This is a genomic window from Streptomyces sp. NPDC088553 (assembly GCF_044752965.1).
In the GTDB taxonomy this organism is placed as follows: domain Bacteria; phylum Actinomycetota; class Actinomycetes; order Streptomycetales; family Streptomycetaceae; genus Streptomyces.
The window spans coordinates 218,352-236,239 of the sequence record NZ_JBIVMG010000012.1 but is presented as its reverse complement, the minus strand read 5'-3'; the positions used below and the strand labels follow the sequence as shown (position 1 = coordinate 236,239).

General features: G+C 71.8%; 14 protein-coding genes and 1 tRNA gene. 10 read left to right on the top strand and 5 right to left on the bottom strand.

Annotation, left to right across the window (positions count from 1 at the left end; genetic code table 11):
* Positions 1–91: 91 nt before the first annotated feature.
* Positions 92–976 (bottom strand): hypothetical protein, encoded by an 885-nt coding sequence (locus tag ACIP8Z_RS33285; protein WP_402090048.1) that lies wholly within the window; start codon positions 974–976, stop codon positions 92–94.
* A gap of 172 nt (positions 977–1,148) precedes the next feature.
* Here ACIP8Z_RS33285 and ACIP8Z_RS33280 point away from each other — a divergent pair, with 172 nt between their 5' ends.
* On the top strand, positions 1,149–1,916 hold the full coding sequence (locus ACIP8Z_RS33280; RefSeq protein WP_402090066.1) for a S1 family peptidase: 768 nt from the start codon (positions 1,149–1,151) through the stop codon (positions 1,914–1,916).
* Positions 1,917–1,985: 69 nt separating this feature from the next.
* Here the strand turns inward: ACIP8Z_RS33280 and ACIP8Z_RS33275 are convergent, their stop codons facing one another.
* Entirely contained in the window at positions 1,986–3,758 is a 1,773-nt protein-coding gene (locus ACIP8Z_RS33275) for a beta-galactosidase family protein (protein WP_402090046.1), read from the bottom strand.
* Between the two features lie 119 nt (positions 3,759–3,877).
* Between ACIP8Z_RS33275 and ACIP8Z_RS33270 the strand changes: the two genes are divergently transcribed.
* From ACIP8Z_RS33270 to ACIP8Z_RS33245, 6 genes are all read left to right on the top strand, one after another.
* Positions 3,878–4,765 (top strand): AraC family transcriptional regulator, encoded by an 888-nt coding sequence (locus ACIP8Z_RS33270; protein ID WP_402090044.1) that lies wholly within the window; start codon positions 3,878–3,880, stop codon positions 4,763–4,765.
* An 11-nt stretch (positions 4,766–4,776) separates the two neighbouring features.
* The gene (locus ACIP8Z_RS33265; RefSeq protein WP_402090042.1) at positions 4,777–5,133 is read left to right on the top strand and encodes a chorismate mutase; all 357 of its coding nucleotides are present in this window, start codon (positions 4,777–4,779) and stop codon (positions 5,131–5,133) included.
* Positions 5,133–6,119: an asparaginase gene (locus ACIP8Z_RS33260; RefSeq protein WP_402090040.1), complete on the top strand. Its 987-nt coding sequence runs from the start codon at positions 5,133–5,135 to the stop codon at positions 6,117–6,119. Before ACIP8Z_RS33265 ends, ACIP8Z_RS33260 begins: the two co-directional genes overlap by 1 nt.
* Before the next feature lie 127 nt (positions 6,120–6,246).
* A complete protein-coding gene (gene pepN, locus ACIP8Z_RS33255) occupies positions 6,247–8,730 on the top strand; it encodes an aminopeptidase N (RefSeq protein WP_402090038.1) in 2,484 nt (827 codons plus the stop codon).
* A 361-nt stretch (positions 8,731–9,091) separates the two neighbouring features.
* On the top strand, positions 9,092–10,510 hold the full coding sequence (locus tag ACIP8Z_RS33250; RefSeq protein WP_402090036.1) for a pyridoxal phosphate-dependent decarboxylase family protein: 1,419 nt from the start codon (positions 9,092–9,094) through the stop codon (positions 10,508–10,510).
* The gene (locus tag ACIP8Z_RS33245) at positions 10,507–11,919 is read left to right on the top strand and encodes a lysine N(6)-hydroxylase/L-ornithine N(5)-oxygenase family protein (RefSeq protein WP_402090034.1); all 1,413 of its coding nucleotides are present in this window, start codon (positions 10,507–10,509) and stop codon (positions 11,917–11,919) included. The genes ACIP8Z_RS33250 and ACIP8Z_RS33245 overlap by 4 nt, the downstream gene beginning before the upstream one ends.
* A 14-nt stretch (positions 11,920–11,933) precedes the next feature.
* Here the strand turns inward: ACIP8Z_RS33245 and ACIP8Z_RS33240 are convergent, their stop codons facing one another.
* Entirely contained in the window at positions 11,934–13,736 is a 1,803-nt protein-coding gene (locus tag ACIP8Z_RS33240; RefSeq protein WP_402090032.1) for a bifunctional metallophosphatase/5'-nucleotidase, read from the bottom strand.
* Positions 13,737–13,896: 160 nt separating this feature from the next.
* On the opposite strand from ACIP8Z_RS33240, the gene ACIP8Z_RS33235 reads away from it, so the two are divergent.
* On the top strand, positions 13,897–14,580 hold the full coding sequence (locus tag ACIP8Z_RS33235; protein ID WP_355956462.1) for an SIMPL domain-containing protein: 684 nt from the start codon (positions 13,897–13,899) through the stop codon (positions 14,578–14,580).
* Between the two features lie 146 nt (positions 14,581–14,726).
* Positions 14,727–16,154: a pyruvate kinase gene (gene pyk / locus ACIP8Z_RS33230; RefSeq protein WP_402090030.1), complete on the top strand. Its 1,428-nt coding sequence runs from the start codon at positions 14,727–14,729 to the stop codon at positions 16,152–16,154.
* 3 nt (positions 16,155–16,157) lie between these two features.
* Here pyk and ACIP8Z_RS33225 read toward each other — a convergent pair whose 3' ends face one another.
* Together ACIP8Z_RS33225 and ACIP8Z_RS33220 are read right to left on the bottom strand one after the other, a co-directional pair.
* Complete coding sequence (locus tag ACIP8Z_RS33225) at positions 16,158–16,943, bottom strand: helix-turn-helix domain-containing protein (protein WP_402090028.1); 786 nt, start codon at positions 16,941–16,943, stop codon at positions 16,158–16,160.
* Positions 16,944–17,052: 109 nt separating this feature from the next.
* Positions 17,053–17,127 (bottom strand) — tRNA-Leu (locus tag ACIP8Z_RS33220).
* Positions 17,128–17,225: 98 nt separating this feature from the next.
* On the opposite strand from ACIP8Z_RS33220, the gene ACIP8Z_RS33215 reads away from it, so the two are divergent.
* The gene (locus tag ACIP8Z_RS33215; RefSeq protein WP_187623954.1) at positions 17,226–17,879 is read left to right on the top strand and encodes an ANTAR domain-containing response regulator; all 654 of its coding nucleotides are present in this window, start codon (positions 17,226–17,228) and stop codon (positions 17,877–17,879) included.
* Positions 17,880–17,888 lie beyond the last annotated feature (9 nt).

Sequence of the window (17,888 nt, the reverse complement as noted above, 5' to 3'; positions counted from 1 at the left end):
TCCTCCACACCTACAACCACCACCGCTGCCACACCGCACTCGACGGACACCCGCCCATCAGCCGCGTCAACAACGCTGCGGGTCAATACACCTAGCCCGCGCACTCCAGCACCGTCCGGCACACCCCGCACCGGGCCCTCAGCGCCCGGCCCGCCGGGATCCGCAGGCGCTGCCGGCAGACCGGGCAGAGGAACGAGACACCGGTCGCCGGCGCCCCGCCCGTGAAGGCGTACGGGGCGCCCTCGCCGGCCCGGCCCCGGCGCCGCTCCCAGCCGTACCTGCGGCGCTCGGCCCAGCCCGCCCCGGCGAGCGGCGGCGCCGCCCGCTCCCGGTCGGCCTCGGCCCGGCCCCGTACCCAGGCCTCGTACGCCACCGCGCTGGTGAACCACGGTGACGGGTCCTCACCGAACACCCCGGAACGCTTGGCGAGGACGTACCCGAACTCCTCCGGGGTCAGATAGCCGAGCTTCTGGCTCTCCACCCCGTCCCGGCGGTACGCGTCGAGCAGCAGCCACCCCGCGCCCAGGTACGTGGTGACCACGTCGGTGAGGATCTCGTTCTCCGCGGTCCCGGGGAAGCCGAGGCCGAGCCGGTGCAGCAGGACATGGGTGATCTCGTGGGCGAGGGCCGCGCCGATGTCCCGGCGGCGGGTCCGGAAGCGGTCGTTGAGCTCCACGAAGTACTCGGGTCCGGCGGCGAGCTCGACGGCCGCCGCGTGCTCCATCGGGCGGAAACTCACCACCAGGCGCGCCTCGGGCAGCCGCAGGTGCCGGACCAGGGCGCGGGCCACCCGCTGGGTGCCGAGATGCAGGTCCTCGTCGTCCCCGAGGGCCACGTCGGCAGGCGGCACGCTCGTCGGGTAGCGGTGCACGCCGTCGGGGGAGAGGCGCCGGTAGAGCGCGGTGAGCGAGGCCCCGACGGCGGCGCGGTGCGGAAAGCCGTGGGCGACGCGGTCGCCCTCCTCGCGGTGCGGCATGCGGGACCCCCCCTCTGGCCCATTTTACGGTCCCGTCCGGTGTGGCTGAAAAGGCTTCCTTGTGGCGGCAGTTGAGAGTTGTCCATAATCCGGACATGACTTGACGGGTGCACGTCATCATCTGTCGAGGCAACCCCCCATGAGAGAAGGCAGACACGTGAATCAGAACCGAATGGTCCGTGCGCTCCAGAAGCTCGCCGCGGCCGGCGCCGTCGTCCTGGCGGCCGTCAGCCTCCAGCCCACCACCGCCTCCGCCGCCCCCGCCCCCGTCGTCGGAGGCACCCGCGCCGCCCAGGGCGAGTTCCCCTGGATGGTCCGGCTCTCCATGGGCTGTGGCGGCTCGCTGATCACCCCGCAGGTCGTCCTCACCGCGGCCCACTGTGTGAGCGGCTCCGGCAACAACACCAGCATCACCGCCACCGCCGGAGTCGTGGACCTGCAGAGCAGCAGCGCCATCAAGGTCAAGTCCACCAAGGTCCTCCAGGCCCCCGGCTACAACGGCAAGGGCAAGGACTGGGCGCTGATCAAGCTCGCCAGCCCGATCACCTCGCTGCCCAACCTGAAGATCGCCGAGACCACCGCGTACAACAGCGGCACCTTCACCGTGGCCGGCTGGGGCGCCGCCCGTGAGGGCGGCGGGCAGCAGCGCTACCTGCTCAAGGCGAACGTGCCGTTCGTCTCCGACGCCTCCTGCCAGAGCTCGTACGGCAGCGACCTCGTCCCCGCCGAGGAGATCTGCGCCGGCTACAGCCAGGGCGGCGTCGACACCTGCCAGGGCGACTCCGGTGGCCCCATGTTCCGCAAGGACAACGCCGGAGCGTGGGTCCAGGTCGGCATCGTGAGCTGGGGCGAGGGCTGCGCCCGCGCCGGCTACCCGGGCGTCTACACGGAGGTCTCGACCTTCGCCTCCGCGATCAAGTCGGCCGCGGCCACGCTGTAGCGCACGCACGAACAGGTGCCCCGGAGCGGCCTCGGCTCCGGGGCACCGTCGCGTGCCCGATCCGGCTGTCTATTGCGCTGCTCGTACGACGCCGAGCTCGACCCCGGGGCGGCCCTCCCCCTCAAGCTCCAGCGCCCACACCTCGTTCGCGCCCTCCCGCAGCACCGGACCCGGCACGAACAGCGCGTCCTGCGGCCCCGCCGACCAGTACCGGCCGAGGCAGAAGCCGTTCACCCACACGAAGCCCCGGGTCCCGCCCGGCAGCCGCAGCCACGCGTCCCCCGCCCCGCTCACGTCGAGCGTCCCCCGGTAGAGCCCCGGACCGCTCCGGCCCGCCGCCGGCTCGCACCGCACCTTGTCCACGGCCGGCGCCTCGAACGCGTCGAGACGCAGCGCCCGGGACCGGAACCCGTGCAGATACTGCCGCTCGTGCCGTACGCCCCCGGTGATCCCCTTCGGCTCCGCGAGCCGCGGCCCGTAGTTGACCCGGCCCAGCGACTCCACCCACAGATCGACGACCGCCGGACCCGCCACCGGCCCGGGCAGCGACACGTCCTCCCCGTCCGTCGTGTCGAGCACCCCCGCCGGGGCCCCGTCGACGTACACCACCGCCCGGTCCCGCAGCCCCGTCACCCCCAGCGGATACGGCTGCCGCGGACCCGGCACCACCACCCGATGACGGACCACGCCCCGGTCCACACCGAGCTGCTCGAACGTCGGCGGCACCGACGTCACCGCCTCCTCGTCGCCGAGCACCTCCAGGACCGTCTCCAGCGCGGCCCACCCGTCGAGGGCGCCCGACACCGGGCCCGCGAGCCGCGCCGGGGGCTCAGGAACCTCCGGCAGCGGCCCCTCCGCGTACCCCGCGAGCACCTCGCGGAAGCGCCAGTACTTCTCCGTCGGCCGCCCCGCCTCGTCCACCGGCGCGTCGTAGTCGTACGAGGTCACCGTCGCCCGCAGCGGACCGTCGTGCAGATCACCGGCCCGGTTCGCACCGGCCCGACCGCCGAAGTTCGTACCCCCGTGCGCCATGTAGACGTTCACCGAGGCCCCGCACTCCAGGATCTCCCGCAACGCCTCCGCCGCGTCCGCCGCGGCCCGCACCGCGTGCTCCGTACCCCAGTGGTCGAACCACCCGCACCAGAACTCCATGCACATCAGCGGCCCCGACGGCTGATGGCGCCGCAGCGTCGCGAAACCCTCCCGCGCCCCCGAACCGAAATTCGCCGTCGCCAGCACCCCCGGCACCGAGCCGCCCGTCAGCATGTGGTCCTCGGGACCGTCCGAGGTGAACAGCGGGACGCTCACCCCGCAGCCGCGCAACAGCTCCGCCACCCATTCCAGGTAGCCCCGGTCACTGCCGTAACTGCCGTACTCGTTCTCCACCTGTACCAGGACCACCGGCCCACCCCGGTCGATCTGCCGCTCCACCACCTGCGGAAGCAGCCGCCGGAACCAGTCCTCCACCGGCGCCAGGAACCCCGGGTCCAGGGTCCGCACCCGCCGCCCCAGCGGGCCGGTTAGCCAGTGCGGCAGACCGCCGTTCTCCCACTCGGCGCAGATGTACGGCCCCGGGCGCACGATCGCCCACATCCCGGCCCGCGCCACCGCGTCCAGGAACCGGCCGAGGGCGTCCGCGTCCGCGTACCGCCCCGGCTCCGGCTCGTGCAGATTCCAGGGGACGTACGTCTCGACACAGTTGAGACCCATCGCACGCAGCATCCCGAGCCGGTGCTCCCACTGCCCCTCGTGCACCCGGAAGTAGTGCAGCGCCCCCGACAGGAGGCGCACCGGCCGACCGTCGAGCAGAAAGTCCTCGTCACCCACAGCGAACGTGCTCATGGCCTCACCCTCGCCCTCTGGCGGCGAACCGGTCCATGGACAAAGATCGTCGCAGTTTGGACGTTAGACGCCCGCCCGGCCGCGATCCGCCGGAGGGGCCTGGGGAGGGGCACCACCGCATGTACCACACCTGGATGCGCTACTTCACGCCCAGCCCCGTCCACCACCGCCTCGGCCTCGTCTGCCTCGGCGTCGGACTCCAGCACGGCACCCTGCCCACCGTCGGACCCCGCACCCTCGACCACCACGTCGCCGTCGTCGTCTCCGCCGGCAGCGGCTGGTACCGCGGCCCCGAGGGCCGCCGCACCACCGTCACCGCCCCCGCCCTCCTCTGGCTCACCCCCGGCATCCCCCACCACTACGGCGCCGACCCCGGCACCGGCTGGGACGAGGCCTTCGTCGACTTCTCCGGGCCCGCCACCGCCACCTACACCGAACTCGGCTACATCGAACCCGACCGGCCCGTCGTCCCCCTCGCCGACGCCGCACCCGCCCGCGCCGCGATCAGCCGGATCGCCCGCGCCGCCCGCGCCGGCAACCCCCTCCTGGAGGTCGAGACCGGCGCCGCCGTCCACGAACTCCTCGTCGCGCTCCGCCGGGCCCGCGCCGACACCAACGCCGACGGCGACCCCGTCCTCGCCGCCCTCTCCCGCGACGCCTTCCAGCCCCTCTCCGTCGCCGAACACGCCGCCCGGCACGGCATGACCGCCGCCGAGCTGCGCACGGCCGTCCGCCGGGCCGCCGGGTGCAGCCCCAAGGACTACCTCCTCACCGTGCGCCTCGGCCGCGCCAAGGAACTCCTCGCCGCCACCGAGCTGCCCGTCGCCGCCGTCGCCCGACGCGTCGGCTACGACGACCCGGCCTACTTCTCCCGCCTCTTCACCCGCCGGGTCGGCACCGCACCCATCCGCTTCCGCGAACAGCAGGGACGCTCGGTGCACGGCGGCTGGAGCCACACCGTTCCGGATCCCGAACACCCGCCCACGATCCCCCCGAGATCCGTCTAAGCTCGCAGATCATGAGTGAGTCCCCGCGCCCCCACCAGACCGCCCCGTCTCCGGCCCCGGCCCCGTCCCAGCCCGACGAGGCCGTACGGGCCGAGCTGACCCGGCTGCGCGAAAGCATCGACAACATCGACGCGGCGGTCGTGCACATGCTCGCCGAGCGCTTCAAGTGCACCCAGCAGGTCGGCGTCCTCAAGGCCGAGCACCAGCTGCCGCCCGCCGACCCCGCCCGCGAGGCCCGGCAGATCGCCCGGCTGCGGGAACTCGCCGGGAGCGCGAAACTGGACCCGGCCTTCGCGGAGAAACTGCTGAACTTCATCATCGCCGAGGTCATCCGCCACCACGAGACGATTGCGGACGGAGCACGCTGATGGCCCGCGTCACGGTCTTCACCCTCGGAGGGACCATCTCCGCACGAGGCGGTGACGCGGCCCGGATGAGCGGCCAGGAGGTCCTCGCCGAACTCGGCGGCGACCACGACGTCGTCCTGAACGACTTCCGCCGCGTCCCCAGCTCCACCCTCACCCACGCCGACCTCGCCGCCCTCGCCGCCGAGGTCCGCGCCACCGTCGCCGAAGGCTCCGGCGTGGTCGTCGTCCAGGGCACCGACACCCTGGAGGAGACCGCCTTCCTCCTCGACCTGCTCTGCACCACCGAGCAGCCCATCGTCGTCACCGGCGCCATGCGCCGCCCCGACCTGCCCGGCGCCGACGGCCCCGCCAACCTGGCCGCCGCACTCGCGGTCGCCGCCCACCCCGCCTGCCGGAACCTCGGCGTCCTCGTCGTCCTCGCCGACGAGATCCACGCCGCCCGCCTCGCCCGCAAGACCCACACCACCTCCGTCGCCACCTTCGCCTCACCCGGCGCCGGGCCGCTCGGCACGATCGTCGAGGGCGAACCCCGGATCCTGCTCCGCCCCGCCGTCCAGGCCGCGTTCTGCCCGCTGAAACTCGACCCCGAGGTACGGGTGGCCCTCGTGACCCTCTCCCTGGGCGACCGCGGCGAACTCCTCGACGCCGTCGACCACCGCTTCCAGGGCCTCGTCGTCGCCGCCTTCGGCGCCGGCCACGCCCCCGCCCGGCTCGTCGAACCGCTCGCCGAGATCGCCCGCCGCATCCCGGTCGTCCTCGCCTCCCGTACGGGAAGCGGCCCGACCCTCTCGGACACCTACCGCGGCCCCGGATCCGAGTACGACCTGCTGCACCACGGACTGATCCCGGCCGGCCCCCTCGACCCCGCCAAGGCCCGGATCCTGCTCCACACCCTGCTCTCCAGCGGAGCCGCCGGCCCGGCCGGCTACGACCGCCCCCGGATCACCGCGGCCTTCGCCCACCTGAACGGCTCAGGACTCGCCTGACGATGGCGGAAAACACCTCGGAGGACGCACCCGGACGAGACCGGGACCCCACCGAGGACGCCACCGGACGAGGCCAGGACCCCACCACCCCTGCCCGACGCCGAAGGCATCGGGCAGCATAGGGCCCATGTCCGTACTGACGCGCGACGAAGCGCAGACCCGTGCCCAGCTCCTCGACGTCCAGCACTACAGCGTGGACCTCGACCTCACCACCGGCGACGAGACCTTCGGATCGACCAGCCTCATCAGGTTCACCGCCCGTACCGCCGGGGACACCTTCGTCGAGCTGAAGCCCGAAACCCTGCACTCCGCCCTCCTGGACGACGAGCCCCTCGACGTCACCGCCCTGGACGGCAACCGCCTCCCGCTGCGCCTCAGCGAGGGCGAGCACGTCCTGCGGATCAGTACGACCATGCGGTACTCCCGCACCGGCGAGGGCATGCACCGCTTCGCCGACCCCAGCGACGGCGAGTCCTACGTCTACACCCAGCTCTTCATGGAAGACGTCCAGCGCGTCTTCGCCGCCTTCGACCAGCCCGACCTCAAAGCCGTCTTCGAGATGACCGTCACCGCCCCCGAGGGCTGGACCGTCCTCGCCAACGGCATCACCGAACAGCAGCCCGACGGCCGGTGGCGCTCCGCCGCCACCCCGCCGCTCTCCACCTACTTCGTGTGCGTCGCCGCCGGCCCCTGGCACTCGGTCCGCACCGAGCACGCCGGGCTGCCCTTCGGCATCCACTGCCGCCGCTCCCTCGCCCCCCACCTCGACGCCGACGCCGACGAGATCCTCGCCGTCACCAAGGCCTGCTACGACCGCTTCCACGAGAAGTTCGACGAGCCCTACCCCTTCGACTCGTACGACCAGGCCTTCGTCCCCGAGTTCAACGCCGGCGCCATGGAGAACCCCGGCCTCGTCACCTTCCGCGACGAGTTCGTCTTCCGCTCCGCCGTCACCGTCACCGAGCGGCAGACCCGCGCCATGGTCATCGCCCACGAGATGGCCCACATGTGGTTCGGCGACCTCGTCACCCTGCGCTGGTGGGACGACATCTGGCTGAACGAGTCCTTCGCCGAGTACATGGGCTACCAGACCGTCAACGAAGCCTGCTCCGACCTCTTCCCGGACACCTGGGTCGACTTCGGCGTCACCCGGAAGGCCTGGGGATACGAGGCCGACCAGCGGCCCTCCACCCACCCCGTCGCCCCCGACCCCGAGGCCGTCCCCGACACCGCCTCCGCCCTCCTCAACTTCGACGGCATCTCGTACGCCAAGGGCGCCTCCGCCCTCCGCCAGCTCGTCGCCTGGCTCGGCGAGAAGGACTTCCTCGCCGGCATCAACATCCACTTCAAGCGCCACAAGTTCGGCAACGCGACCCTCGCCGACTTCATCGACAACCTCGCCGCCGCCACCGACCGCGACGTCCACGCCTGGGCCGACCAGTGGCTCCGCACGACGGGCGTCGACACCCTCACCCCCGCCCTCACCGGCGAAGGCCTCCGCTGGAACCTCGCCGTCGACCGCGACGGCAGCCGCCCGCACCGGGTCGCCGCCGGCCTCTACGACCGCGACCCCTCCGGCGAACTCGTCCTCCGCGAGCGCCGCGAACTCGACGTACCCCAGACCGAACCCGCCGAACTCACCGGGCCGCGCCCCGCCCTCGTCGTCCTCAACGACCAGGACCTCACCTACACCAAGCTCCGCTTCGACGAGGCGTCCCAGGAGGCCGCCCTGCGCGGCCTCTCCCGCATCCCCGACGCACTCACCCGCGCGGTCATCTGGAACGCGCTGCGCGACATGGTCCGCGACGGCGACCTCCGCCCCGCCGACTACCTCGACGTCGCCCTCGCGCACCTCACCGAGGAGACCGAACTCGCCCTCGTCCAGGGCGTCCTCGGCTTCGCCCGCACCCAGATCGCCGACCGGTACGTCACCGAGGAGGAGCGCCCCGCCGCCCTCTCCACCATCCGGCAGATCGCCCGCGCCCTGCTGCGCCGCACCGAGGACGGCGAGGCACCCGGCCTGCGCCTCACCGCCGTCCGCGCCCTCATCGACAGCGCCACCACCCCCGACCAGATCACCTCCTGGCTCGACGAGGGCACCGTCCACGGCGGCCCCGAGCTCGACCCGGAGCTGCGCTGGCGCATCCTGGCCCGCCTCGCCGTCCTCGGCGCCACCGACGAGCCGGCCATCGCGGCCGAACTGGAGCGGGACCCGAGCGCCACCGGCCAGGAGGGCGCGGCCCGCTGCCGGGCCGCGCTCCCCACGGCCGAGGCGAAGGCGGCGGCCTGGTCGGCCCTCTTCGACACCGACGACCTCTCCAACTACCTCTTCACGGCCACGGCCCAGGGCTTCTGGCAGCCGGAGCAGGCGGAACTCGTACGCGAGTACGTCCCCCGCTTCTACCCGGCGGCCATCGCCCTGGGCGCCCGGCGGGGCGCGGCCATGGCGGAGGCGGCGGGCCGCTACGCCTTCCCGTCGTACGCGATCGACCGGGAGGCCCTGGCCCTGGGGGAGCGCCATCTGACGGACGAGATGATCCCGGCGCTCCACCGCAAACTGGCAGACCAGCTGGACGACCTGACCCGAGCCCTGAAATCCCGCGAGTCCTGACCCGACCGCCCCCCGGGCCAGGGGCGGCGCCCACCCACCGGGAACGCCGCCCACCCCCGTTGGGCAGTTGTTCCGCTGGGGCGGAACGGGTGGGCACAACGGAACGGCGCCCTCTGCCGGGCCTGGGCTTCCGTGCCTGAACCCGCACCCCGGGTGTGCCGAGCCAGGGGGGCGGGCCAGGGCACAAAGGGGCGGAGGCGCCGCGAGAGGGCGCCGTCCCGTGTGCCCACCCGTCCCGCCCTGGGGGTCCCCCCCGGGGCCGCGCGGAGGGGCGCGGGCCGCGCAGCGGCGGGTCACCCGTTCGGGTTATAAGCGGCGGCTCCCCGGACATACCCCCACAACCCCCGGCACTCTGTCGCCCATGCGTGCCGAACCCCCACCCCTCGCCGCCGACCCCACCTCCCTGAGCCGCCTCCTCGGCACCACCCTCGACGCCCTCCGCGAAGGCGCGCGAATCCGCGGCGGCCCCCTTCCGGCCGGCGGGCCGGAGGCCGTCGCGCGGCGGGTGCGGGAGACGCTGGGCGACCCCCTGCCCGAGACGGGCCAGGACCCCCACGAGGCACTCCGTACCCTCGTCCGCGTCCTCGCGGAGGGGGCCGCAGACCCCGCCCACCCCCTCTGCGCCGCCCACCTCCACACCCCACCCCTCGCCCTCGCCGCCGCCGCCGACCTCGCGGCCTCCGCGCTCAACCCGTCCATGGACTCCTGGGACCAGGCCCCCGCCGCCTCCGTGATCGAGGACCTGGTCACGGCCGCCCTCGCCGCCGAGGTCTTCCCCGACGCCACGCACCCCGACGCGCTCGTCACGACCGGCGGCACCGAGTCCAACCAGCTCGCCCTGCTGCTCGCGCGGGAGCGACAGGGCCCCGCCGTCCGCACCGTCGTCGGCGCGAACGCCCACCACTCCTTCCAGCGCGCCGCCTGGCTCCTCGGCCTACCGGAGCCGGTCGTGGTGCCCACCCCGCGCGGCACCCTGGACCCGGCCGCCGTGCACGAGGCCCTGACCGCCCTCACCGGCCCGACCCTCGTCGCGGCCACCGCGGGAACCACCGACGAGGGCCTCATCGACCCCCTCCCCGCCCTCGCCGACCTCTGCGACGCGCGGCACACCGACCTCCACGTCGACGCCGCCTACGGAGGCCCCGTCCTCTTCAGCCGCACCCACCGCTCCCTCCTCGACGGCCTGGCCCGCGCCCGTACCGTCACCGTCGACCTGCACAAACTGGGCTGGCAGCCGGCCGCCGCCGGACTCCTCGCCGTACGGGACGCCGCCGACCTCGCCGTACTCGGGCACACCGCCGCGTACCTCAACGCCGACGACGACACCGAGGCCGGCCTCCCCGACCTCCTCGGCCGCTCCCTGCGCACCACCCGCCGCCCCGACGTCCTCAAGACCGCCGTCACCCTCCGCGCCCTCGGCCGCACCGGTCTCGGTGAGCTCGTCGACGCCTGCATGGACCGGGCGCAGGAGCTGGCCGACCTCGTGGAGAAGACACCGGGGCTCGACCTGCGGGCCCGCCCCACCCTCACCACCGTCCTCTTCCGGCCGAACGGCAACGGCAACGGCAACGGCTCCGGCCCCGCCGGCACCGACGAGACCGTCACCGACGAGACCGTCGCCGCCATCCGCCGCACCCTCCTCGCCGAGGGCCGCGCCGTCCTCGGCCGCGCCGAGGCGGACGGCCGCCTCTGGCTCAAGGCCACCCTGCTCAACCCCCACGCCACCCCCGGCGACCTGGCCCAGCTCATCACCCTCGTGGAAGGCAGCGCGCACCGATGACCGGCAGCACCCCCCAGGACGACCTCGACCGCCCCCACGATCTCGTGGGCGTCGGCATCGGCCCCTTCAACCTCTCGCTCGCCGCCCTCGCGCACGGTGTCCCCGGCGGGCTCGCCACCGCCTTCTTCGAGCAGAAGCCGGCCTTCCACTGGCACCCGGGCCTCCTCATCGAGGGCGCCACCCTCCAGGTCCCGTTCCTCGCCGACCTGGTGACCCTGGCCGACCCGGCCAGCCCGTGGACCTTCCTCAACTACCTCAAGAGCCGCGAGCGCCTCTTCCCGTTCTACTTCGCCGAGAAGTTCCACATCCAGCGCGCCGAGTACGACGCCTACTGCCGCTGGGTCAGCGAGCGGCTCCCCGGCCTGCACTTCGGTCACCAGGTCGACTCGGTCCGCTGGAACCCCGAACGACGCCTGTTCGAGGTCGACTTCACCCAGATCGACCCGGACGGCGAGGCCGAGGCCCTGGGCCGCGCGTACACCCGCAACGTCGTCCTCGGCGTCGGCACCGAGCCCTACGTCCCCGAGCCGCTCAAGCCGCTCGCCGACGCCCCCGGCGTCCCCGTCTTCCACTCCGCCGACTACCTCGCACACCGCGACACGCTCCTCGCCGCCGGGCACGTCACCGTCATCGGATCCGGCCAGTCCGGCGCCGAGGTCTTCCTCGACCTGCTCCGGGCCCGCCCCGCCGGCGCCGAGCGCATCCACTGGCTGGCCCGCACCGAGGCCTTCGCACCGATGGAGTACTCCAAGCTGGGCCTTGAGCACTTCACCCCGGACTACACCCGCTACTTCCACGCCCTGCCCGAACCCGTACGCGGCGAACTCCTGCCCCGGCAGTGGCAGTTGCACAAGGGCATCGACGCCGACACCATCGCCGCCATCCACGACGAGCTGTACCGCCGCACCCTGCACGGCGGCTGGCCGGACGCCGTCCTCACCCCGGGCGTCCGGGTCCGCACAGCCGGCCGGGTCGCCACCACCCAGGTCGAACTGCACCTGGAACACCTCCAGCAGGGCACCCGCTCCCGCCTCACCACCGACGCCGTCGTCCTCGCCACCGGCTACCGGGAACGCCCGGTCGACCGGATGCTCGCCGGGCTCGACCCCTACCTCCGCCACGACTCCGCCGGCCGCGCCCGGATCGACGAGCGGTACCGGCTCGTCCTCGACCCGTCGGTGACCGGCGCCGTCCACGTACAGAACGCCGAACGGCACACCCACGGCGTCGGCGCCCCCGACCTCGGCCTCGCGGCCTGGCGCAGCGCGACCATCCTCAACTCGGTCACCGGCAAGGAGCCCTACCCGCTGCCGCGCCGCACCGCCTTCACCAGCTTCGGCCTGGAGACACGAGAGGCGCCGAGCATCCCGGCCCAGGGCCAGAAGCTGACGCCTCTCGTACAGCAATGAGAACCCGTTGACCCCTAGAAGACGGGAACGCCGTCCCGCGTCAGCTTCCAGCCCACCGAGGCGAACAGGGACGGGTCGACCGTCCCCTTCGCCTTCACCCACTGGATGATGGTGTTGCGGATCTCGTCCGAGTTGGCCCACAGCTGCTGGGCGCCGGCGACGTGCGGGAACGCGCCGCCGCCGCTCGCCCGGTAGTTGTTGACCGCGAGGACGAACTTCGCCGCCGGGTCGAGGGGCTTGCCCTCGAAGGACAGGTTCACGATCCGGGAACCGGCCGGCTTGGCGATGTCGATGTCGTACGTGAGCCCGAAGACGGCGTCGTAGTTGTAGTCCGGCGTGTTGTCGGCGTTGGTCAGCTTCGCGGTGTCGACCGGAGCGCCCGCCGGGGTCCGGACGTAGTACCGCGCCGAGAACTCCAGGTAGTCCTTCAGCTGGGCGCCCGTCATCAGACGGGCCTCCAGGGTGTTCTCGAAGGGGTACAGACCGGCGGCGTCCTTGATGGAGACCTGGCCGGCCGGGATACGGGCCGTGCGGGAGAAGCACGAGGCCTGCGAGAGGACCGGCAGCGCCGCGTGCGCACCGCCCGCGAGGGCCGCCTTCACCGTCTCGGCCTGGACGACGTTGATCAGATCGATGATCGGCTCGTCCTTCCACGGCGCGTCGGCCGTGGTCATGGCGGCGGTGGAGGTGCCGATGATCTGGTTGACGTACGCCACGACCTTCTTGTGCTCGTCCCCGAGCAGCCCGGTGATCTCCGGGTCCTCCGCCACCGTGTTGGAGTTGAGGACCTGCGCGGCCACCTTCTCGACGGTCCAGCAGCCCTTCTCCCACACCAGGTCGAAGTCGAACAGGGTGAGGCGCTGGCCCCACTTCAGCGGCTCCGACAGGACGACGTCCTTGCCGGTCTCCTTGTTCTTCACCCGGTACTCGGGGATCTCGGTGTGCGCGTGACCGACGAGGATCGCGTCGATGCCCGGCACCTGCTCGGCGACCAGCCCGGCCGCGTTCTCGATGTGGGGGAGCTGGTCACCGTACGAGGAGGTGCCGCTGGAGCCCGAGTGCGCCGAGACGACGACCACGTCCGCACCCATCGAACGCAGCTTGGGCACCCACTTCGCGGCCTGCTCCTCAAGCCCCGGGAAGACCATCCTGCCGCTGACGTTCGCCTTGTCCCAGATGGCGATGCCGGGGTTGGTCAGCCCGAGTATCGCGACCTTGACGTCCTTGCCGTGCGGGGTGCGCAGCCGGTGCATGCTGTACGGGGCGAAGGCCGGGCGCAGCGTCTTCGCGTCGAGCGCGTTGGCGCCGAGCAGCGGGAAGTCGCACTGCTCCTCGAACTTGCGGAGCACCGGGATGCCGTAGTTGAACTCGTGGTTGCCCAGCGCGGCGGCGTCGTAACCGATGGCGTTCATGGCCTGGGCCATCGGGTGCACCGGGCCCCGGCGGGCGGTGATCGGGTCGACCTTGGCGTAGTAGTACGACAGCTGGGTGCCCTGGATCGTGTCACCGGCGTCGATGAGAAGGGTGTTGCGACGGCCCTTCTCCTTGCGCACCTGGTCGACCAGGGTGGAGATCTTGGCGAGGCCGACGTCGTTGTGCGCCTTGTCGTCGAACTCCTTGTCCGTGAAGTAGTCCCAGTTGAAGACGTTGCCGTGCAGGTCGGTGGTGCCCATCACGGTGAAGGAGTACCGCTTCCGCGGACGCGGACGGCCATGGCCCCCGTGGGCCTCGGCGGGAACGGCGACGGCTCCGGCGACGGCCACTCCGGCCCCGGCGGCGGCCGAGCGCTCCAGGAACGTCCTGCGGTTCAGCGGCATGTGTTCTCTCCCCTTGTGGTTCTGTGCCGTCGGCGCCGACCGTGGCGCACAACGCGCGTAGATTCTGACCCGGACAGCCACACCGGCAACAGAGCTTTCGGGTTACGGAGTGGGAAAGTGTTCGGAGGACGATCGCTGCCGAACACGGAGGAGTCAGGACGTGACCCAGGAACACGCGACACCGGAAGCACCCCAGGTGACGGTTCGTGGGGAGGGACGCCTTGAGGTCGACCCGGAGCTCGCCCGCATCTGGGTGGCCGTCTCCGCCCGGGGACCCGACCGGTCGGCGACGCTCACGGACCTCACCCGGCGCAACGCCCTGGTGCTCGACCTGATCAAGGCGCAGGGCTCCGCGGTCGAGAAACTGGAGACGGGCAGCTTCTCGATCTCCCCCGAGCTCACCCGCAAGGGGCGGGGCGAGCGGGTGCACGCCTTCCACGGGCGGGTACGGGTCACCGCCGAACTTACCGACTTCACCGTGCTCGGGGAGCTGGTGACCCGGCTCGCCGACCTGGAACTGACGAGCGTCGACGGACCGTGGTGGTTCCTGCGCCCGGCCTCCCCGGCGTACGCGGAGGCCCGCAGGCTCGCGGTGACAGAGGCGGTCCAGCGGGCGCGGGCCTACGCGGAAGCGCTCGGGACCTCGCTCTCCTCACTCCTCGAACTGTCGGACGCGGGCGTCGCGGAACCGCTCATGCCGCGGCGGGCCGCCTTCGGATCGGCCGCGGTCGCGTACGCGGCGGAGGGCGTCGGAGAGGCCCCGCCGCTCGACCTCGAACCGCAGCGCCAGACGGTGACCGCCGAGGTCGTGGCCCGCTTCACGATGCGGCCGCCCGCACTCTGAGACAAGGGGCGCCGGGGCGCGAAAATCGCTCATCGGAGCACCCCGGCGCACAGATTCAAGACTTGTCAACAGCCTTTCACGGAAAGGTTGTTGGGTAGTCATGTCTTGCCAACTCGCTACTGGTGGGTAAGGCCTAGGCTCGAAGCATGCGCCGAGCGAAAATCGTTTGTACCCTTGGGCCCGCCACCGAAACATACGACCAGATCAAGTCGTTGATCGAGGCCGGAATGGACGTGGCCCGCCTCAACCTCAGCCACGGCTCCTACACCGAGCACGAGGAGCGCTACCAGCGCGTACGCAAAGCCTCCGACGAGACCGGTCGCAGCGTCGGCGTCCTCGCCGACCTTCAAGGCCCGAAGATCCGCCTCGGCCGCTTCCGCGAAGGCCCCGTACTCCTTGAACGCGGCGACGAGTTCACCATCACCGTCGAGCCGATGGAAGGCGACCGCCACAGCTGCGGAACGACCTACTCCGGCCTCGCCGACGACGTCACCACCGGCGAGCGCATCCTCGTCGACGACGGCCGCGTCACCCTCGAAGTCACCTCCGTCGACGGACCCCGGGTGAACACCCTGGTCATCGAAGGCGGCATGGTCTCCGACAACAAGGGCCTCAACCTCCCCGGCGTCGCCGTCTCCGTCCCCGCCCTCTCCGAGAAGGACATCGAAGACCTCCGCTGGGCCCTGCGCATCGGCGCCGACGTCATCGCGCTCTCCTTCGTCCGCAGCGCCCGCGACATCGACGACGTCCACCGGATCATGGACGAGGAAGGCCGCCGGCTCCCCGTCATCGCCAAGATCGAGAAGCCGCAGGCCGTCGAGAACATCGACGAGATCGTCGCCGCCTTCGACGGCATCATGGTCGCCCGCGGCGACCTCGGCGTCGAGATGCCCCTGGAACAGGTCCCGATCGTCCAGAAGCGCGCCGTCAAACTCGCCAAGCGGAACGCCAAGCCGGTCATCGTCGCCACCCAGATGCTCGACTCCATGATCGACAACTCCCGCCCCACCCGCGCCGAGGCCAGCGACGTCGCCAACGCCGTCATCGACGGCACCGACGCCGTCATGCTCTCCGGCGAGACCAGCGTCGGCCGCTACCCCATCGAGACCGTCCGCACCATGAGCCGCATCGTCGAAGCGGCCGAGGAAGACGTCCTCGCCAAGGGCCTCCCGCCCCTCACCGACCGGAACAAGCCCCGCACCCAGGGCGGCGCGGTCGCCCGCGCGGCCGCCGAGATGGGCGACTTCCTCGGCGCCAAGTTCCTCGTCGCCTTCACCCAGTCCGGCGACACCGTCAAGCGACTCTCCCGCTACCGCTCACCGATCCCCCTGCTCGCCTTCACGCCCGACCCGGCGACGCGCTCCCAGCTCAACCTCACCTGGGGCGTCGAGACCTTCCTCGGCCCGCACGTCGACTCGACGGACGCGATGGTGGCCCAGGTGGACGAGGAACTGCTGCGGATCGGCCGCTGCCGGCCGGGCGACATCGTGGTGATCACGGCGGGCTCCCCGCCGGGAGTCGCGGGCTCGACGAACCTGGTACGGGTCCACCACATCGGGGATCCGCTGACGTAGGGGTCAGTGCTTGGGGCCGACGTGCGCGTCCATGAGAGCGACGGAGGCTCTGCGGGCGACGGAGACATCGTGCGCCCCGGTCGCCCGGCGCCTGCTCCGCCAGGCCACACCGACACGGTCCAGCGTGTCGGTGTACAGCCGCGCTATGTCGTCCGAGGAGTTGGTGAAGAAGTAGCGGGGGTACTCGTACCGCTTCATCCGCCCGCCGATGGTCTTCTCCGTCCAGTTGACGATGCGCGACCCGTCGGAATGGATCAGTCCTCGGATGAACGACCACGGGTGGGCGTCGACGATCTCGTGCTGCCACTGTTCGAGGACGATGGCCCGTTCGTGCTTTCGGCCGGGTCCGTGCTGCGGGAAGAGGCAGGTGAGGTGCTTGGAGTAAACCTTGACGTCGCTGCACCCGGTCTTCCGTGCCCAGGAAGCCGTGTTGTCGGGGAACACCGTGCGTACGGCCGCCATGGCTTCCTGCTGCACTCCGGGCCAGGCGTCGTCGAGTGTGATCCGCAGGTTCGGCACCCGGTGCTGCCGGGGGTGACTGATGTGCCCGTCACCGAGGTACAGCCCGAGAAGATACGCGTACGCGGGTTTGTCGAGCCGGCGTCCGTCGCACCGTGGGCAGAGGGGGCGGTGCACCCTGCCTGGGCATGCGGCGCGCTTCGCACGGTCCTCGTGCTTCCAGGCGCTGATCGTGCCGGGTGGGATGTTCAGTGTCCGGGCGACAGCCGCGTTCTTTGCGCCGCTTCGCAGAAGAGTGAGCGCCCGTTGGCGTGTTCCGATGTCGTACATATGGCCGACGGTGCCTGGTGCGGTGGAGGGTCCGCACGCCGTTCGGCGGAGTTCACGCGTGTGGGTGACGATCACTGACTGCTCGTCGACCTTCGAATCGAAGGAAAAGTGCCCCAGGTGGGATTCGAACCCACACTGTCCGCTGTTTGAGAGCGGCCTCTCTGACCAGTTGGAGTACTGGGGCCTTGGAAAGCGAGGGCGATACCCTCCCTGTGGGGCACCACATTACAGGAGCTAGGTAGGCTCAGGGGAGCAGTACTTGCCCCGCAACGAGGAGCCCCCGTGACCGCCCCCGAGTCGCCCCAGCCCGCCGACGACGCCGACGCGTCGCACGTCCCGCCGCTGACGACCCGCGTCGTCATCGCCGAGGACGAGGCCCTCATCCGCCTCGATCTCAAAGAGATGCTGGAGGAAGAGGGCTACACGGTCGTCGGCGAGGCCGGTGACGGTGCCACGGCCGTCGAGCTCGCCCGCGAGCACCGCCCCGACCTCGTCATCCTCGACGTGAAGATGCCCGTCCTCGACGGCATCTCGGCCGCGGAGAAGATCGCCGGCGAGTCCATCGCCCCGGTGCTCATGCTCACCGCCTTCTCGCAGCGCGAGCTCGTCGAGCGGGCCCGGGACGCCGGCGCCATGGCGTACCTCGTGAAGCCGTTCAGCAAGAGCGACGTGGTGCCGGCCATCGAGATGGCCGTCTCCCGCTTCTCCGAACTGCGCGCCCTGGAGCAGGAGGTCGCCGACCTCTCGCAGCGTCTGGAGACCCGCAAGCTGGTCGACCGGGCCAAGTCCATCCTGCAGACGCAGTACGGGCTGACGGAGCCGGCCGCGTTCCGCTGGATCCAGAAGACGTCCATGGACCGGCGGATGTCCATGCAGCAGGTCGCCGAGGCCGTGATCGAGGACGCCGAGGAGAAGAAGGCGGCCAAGGGCCAGTAGCTCCGCCCG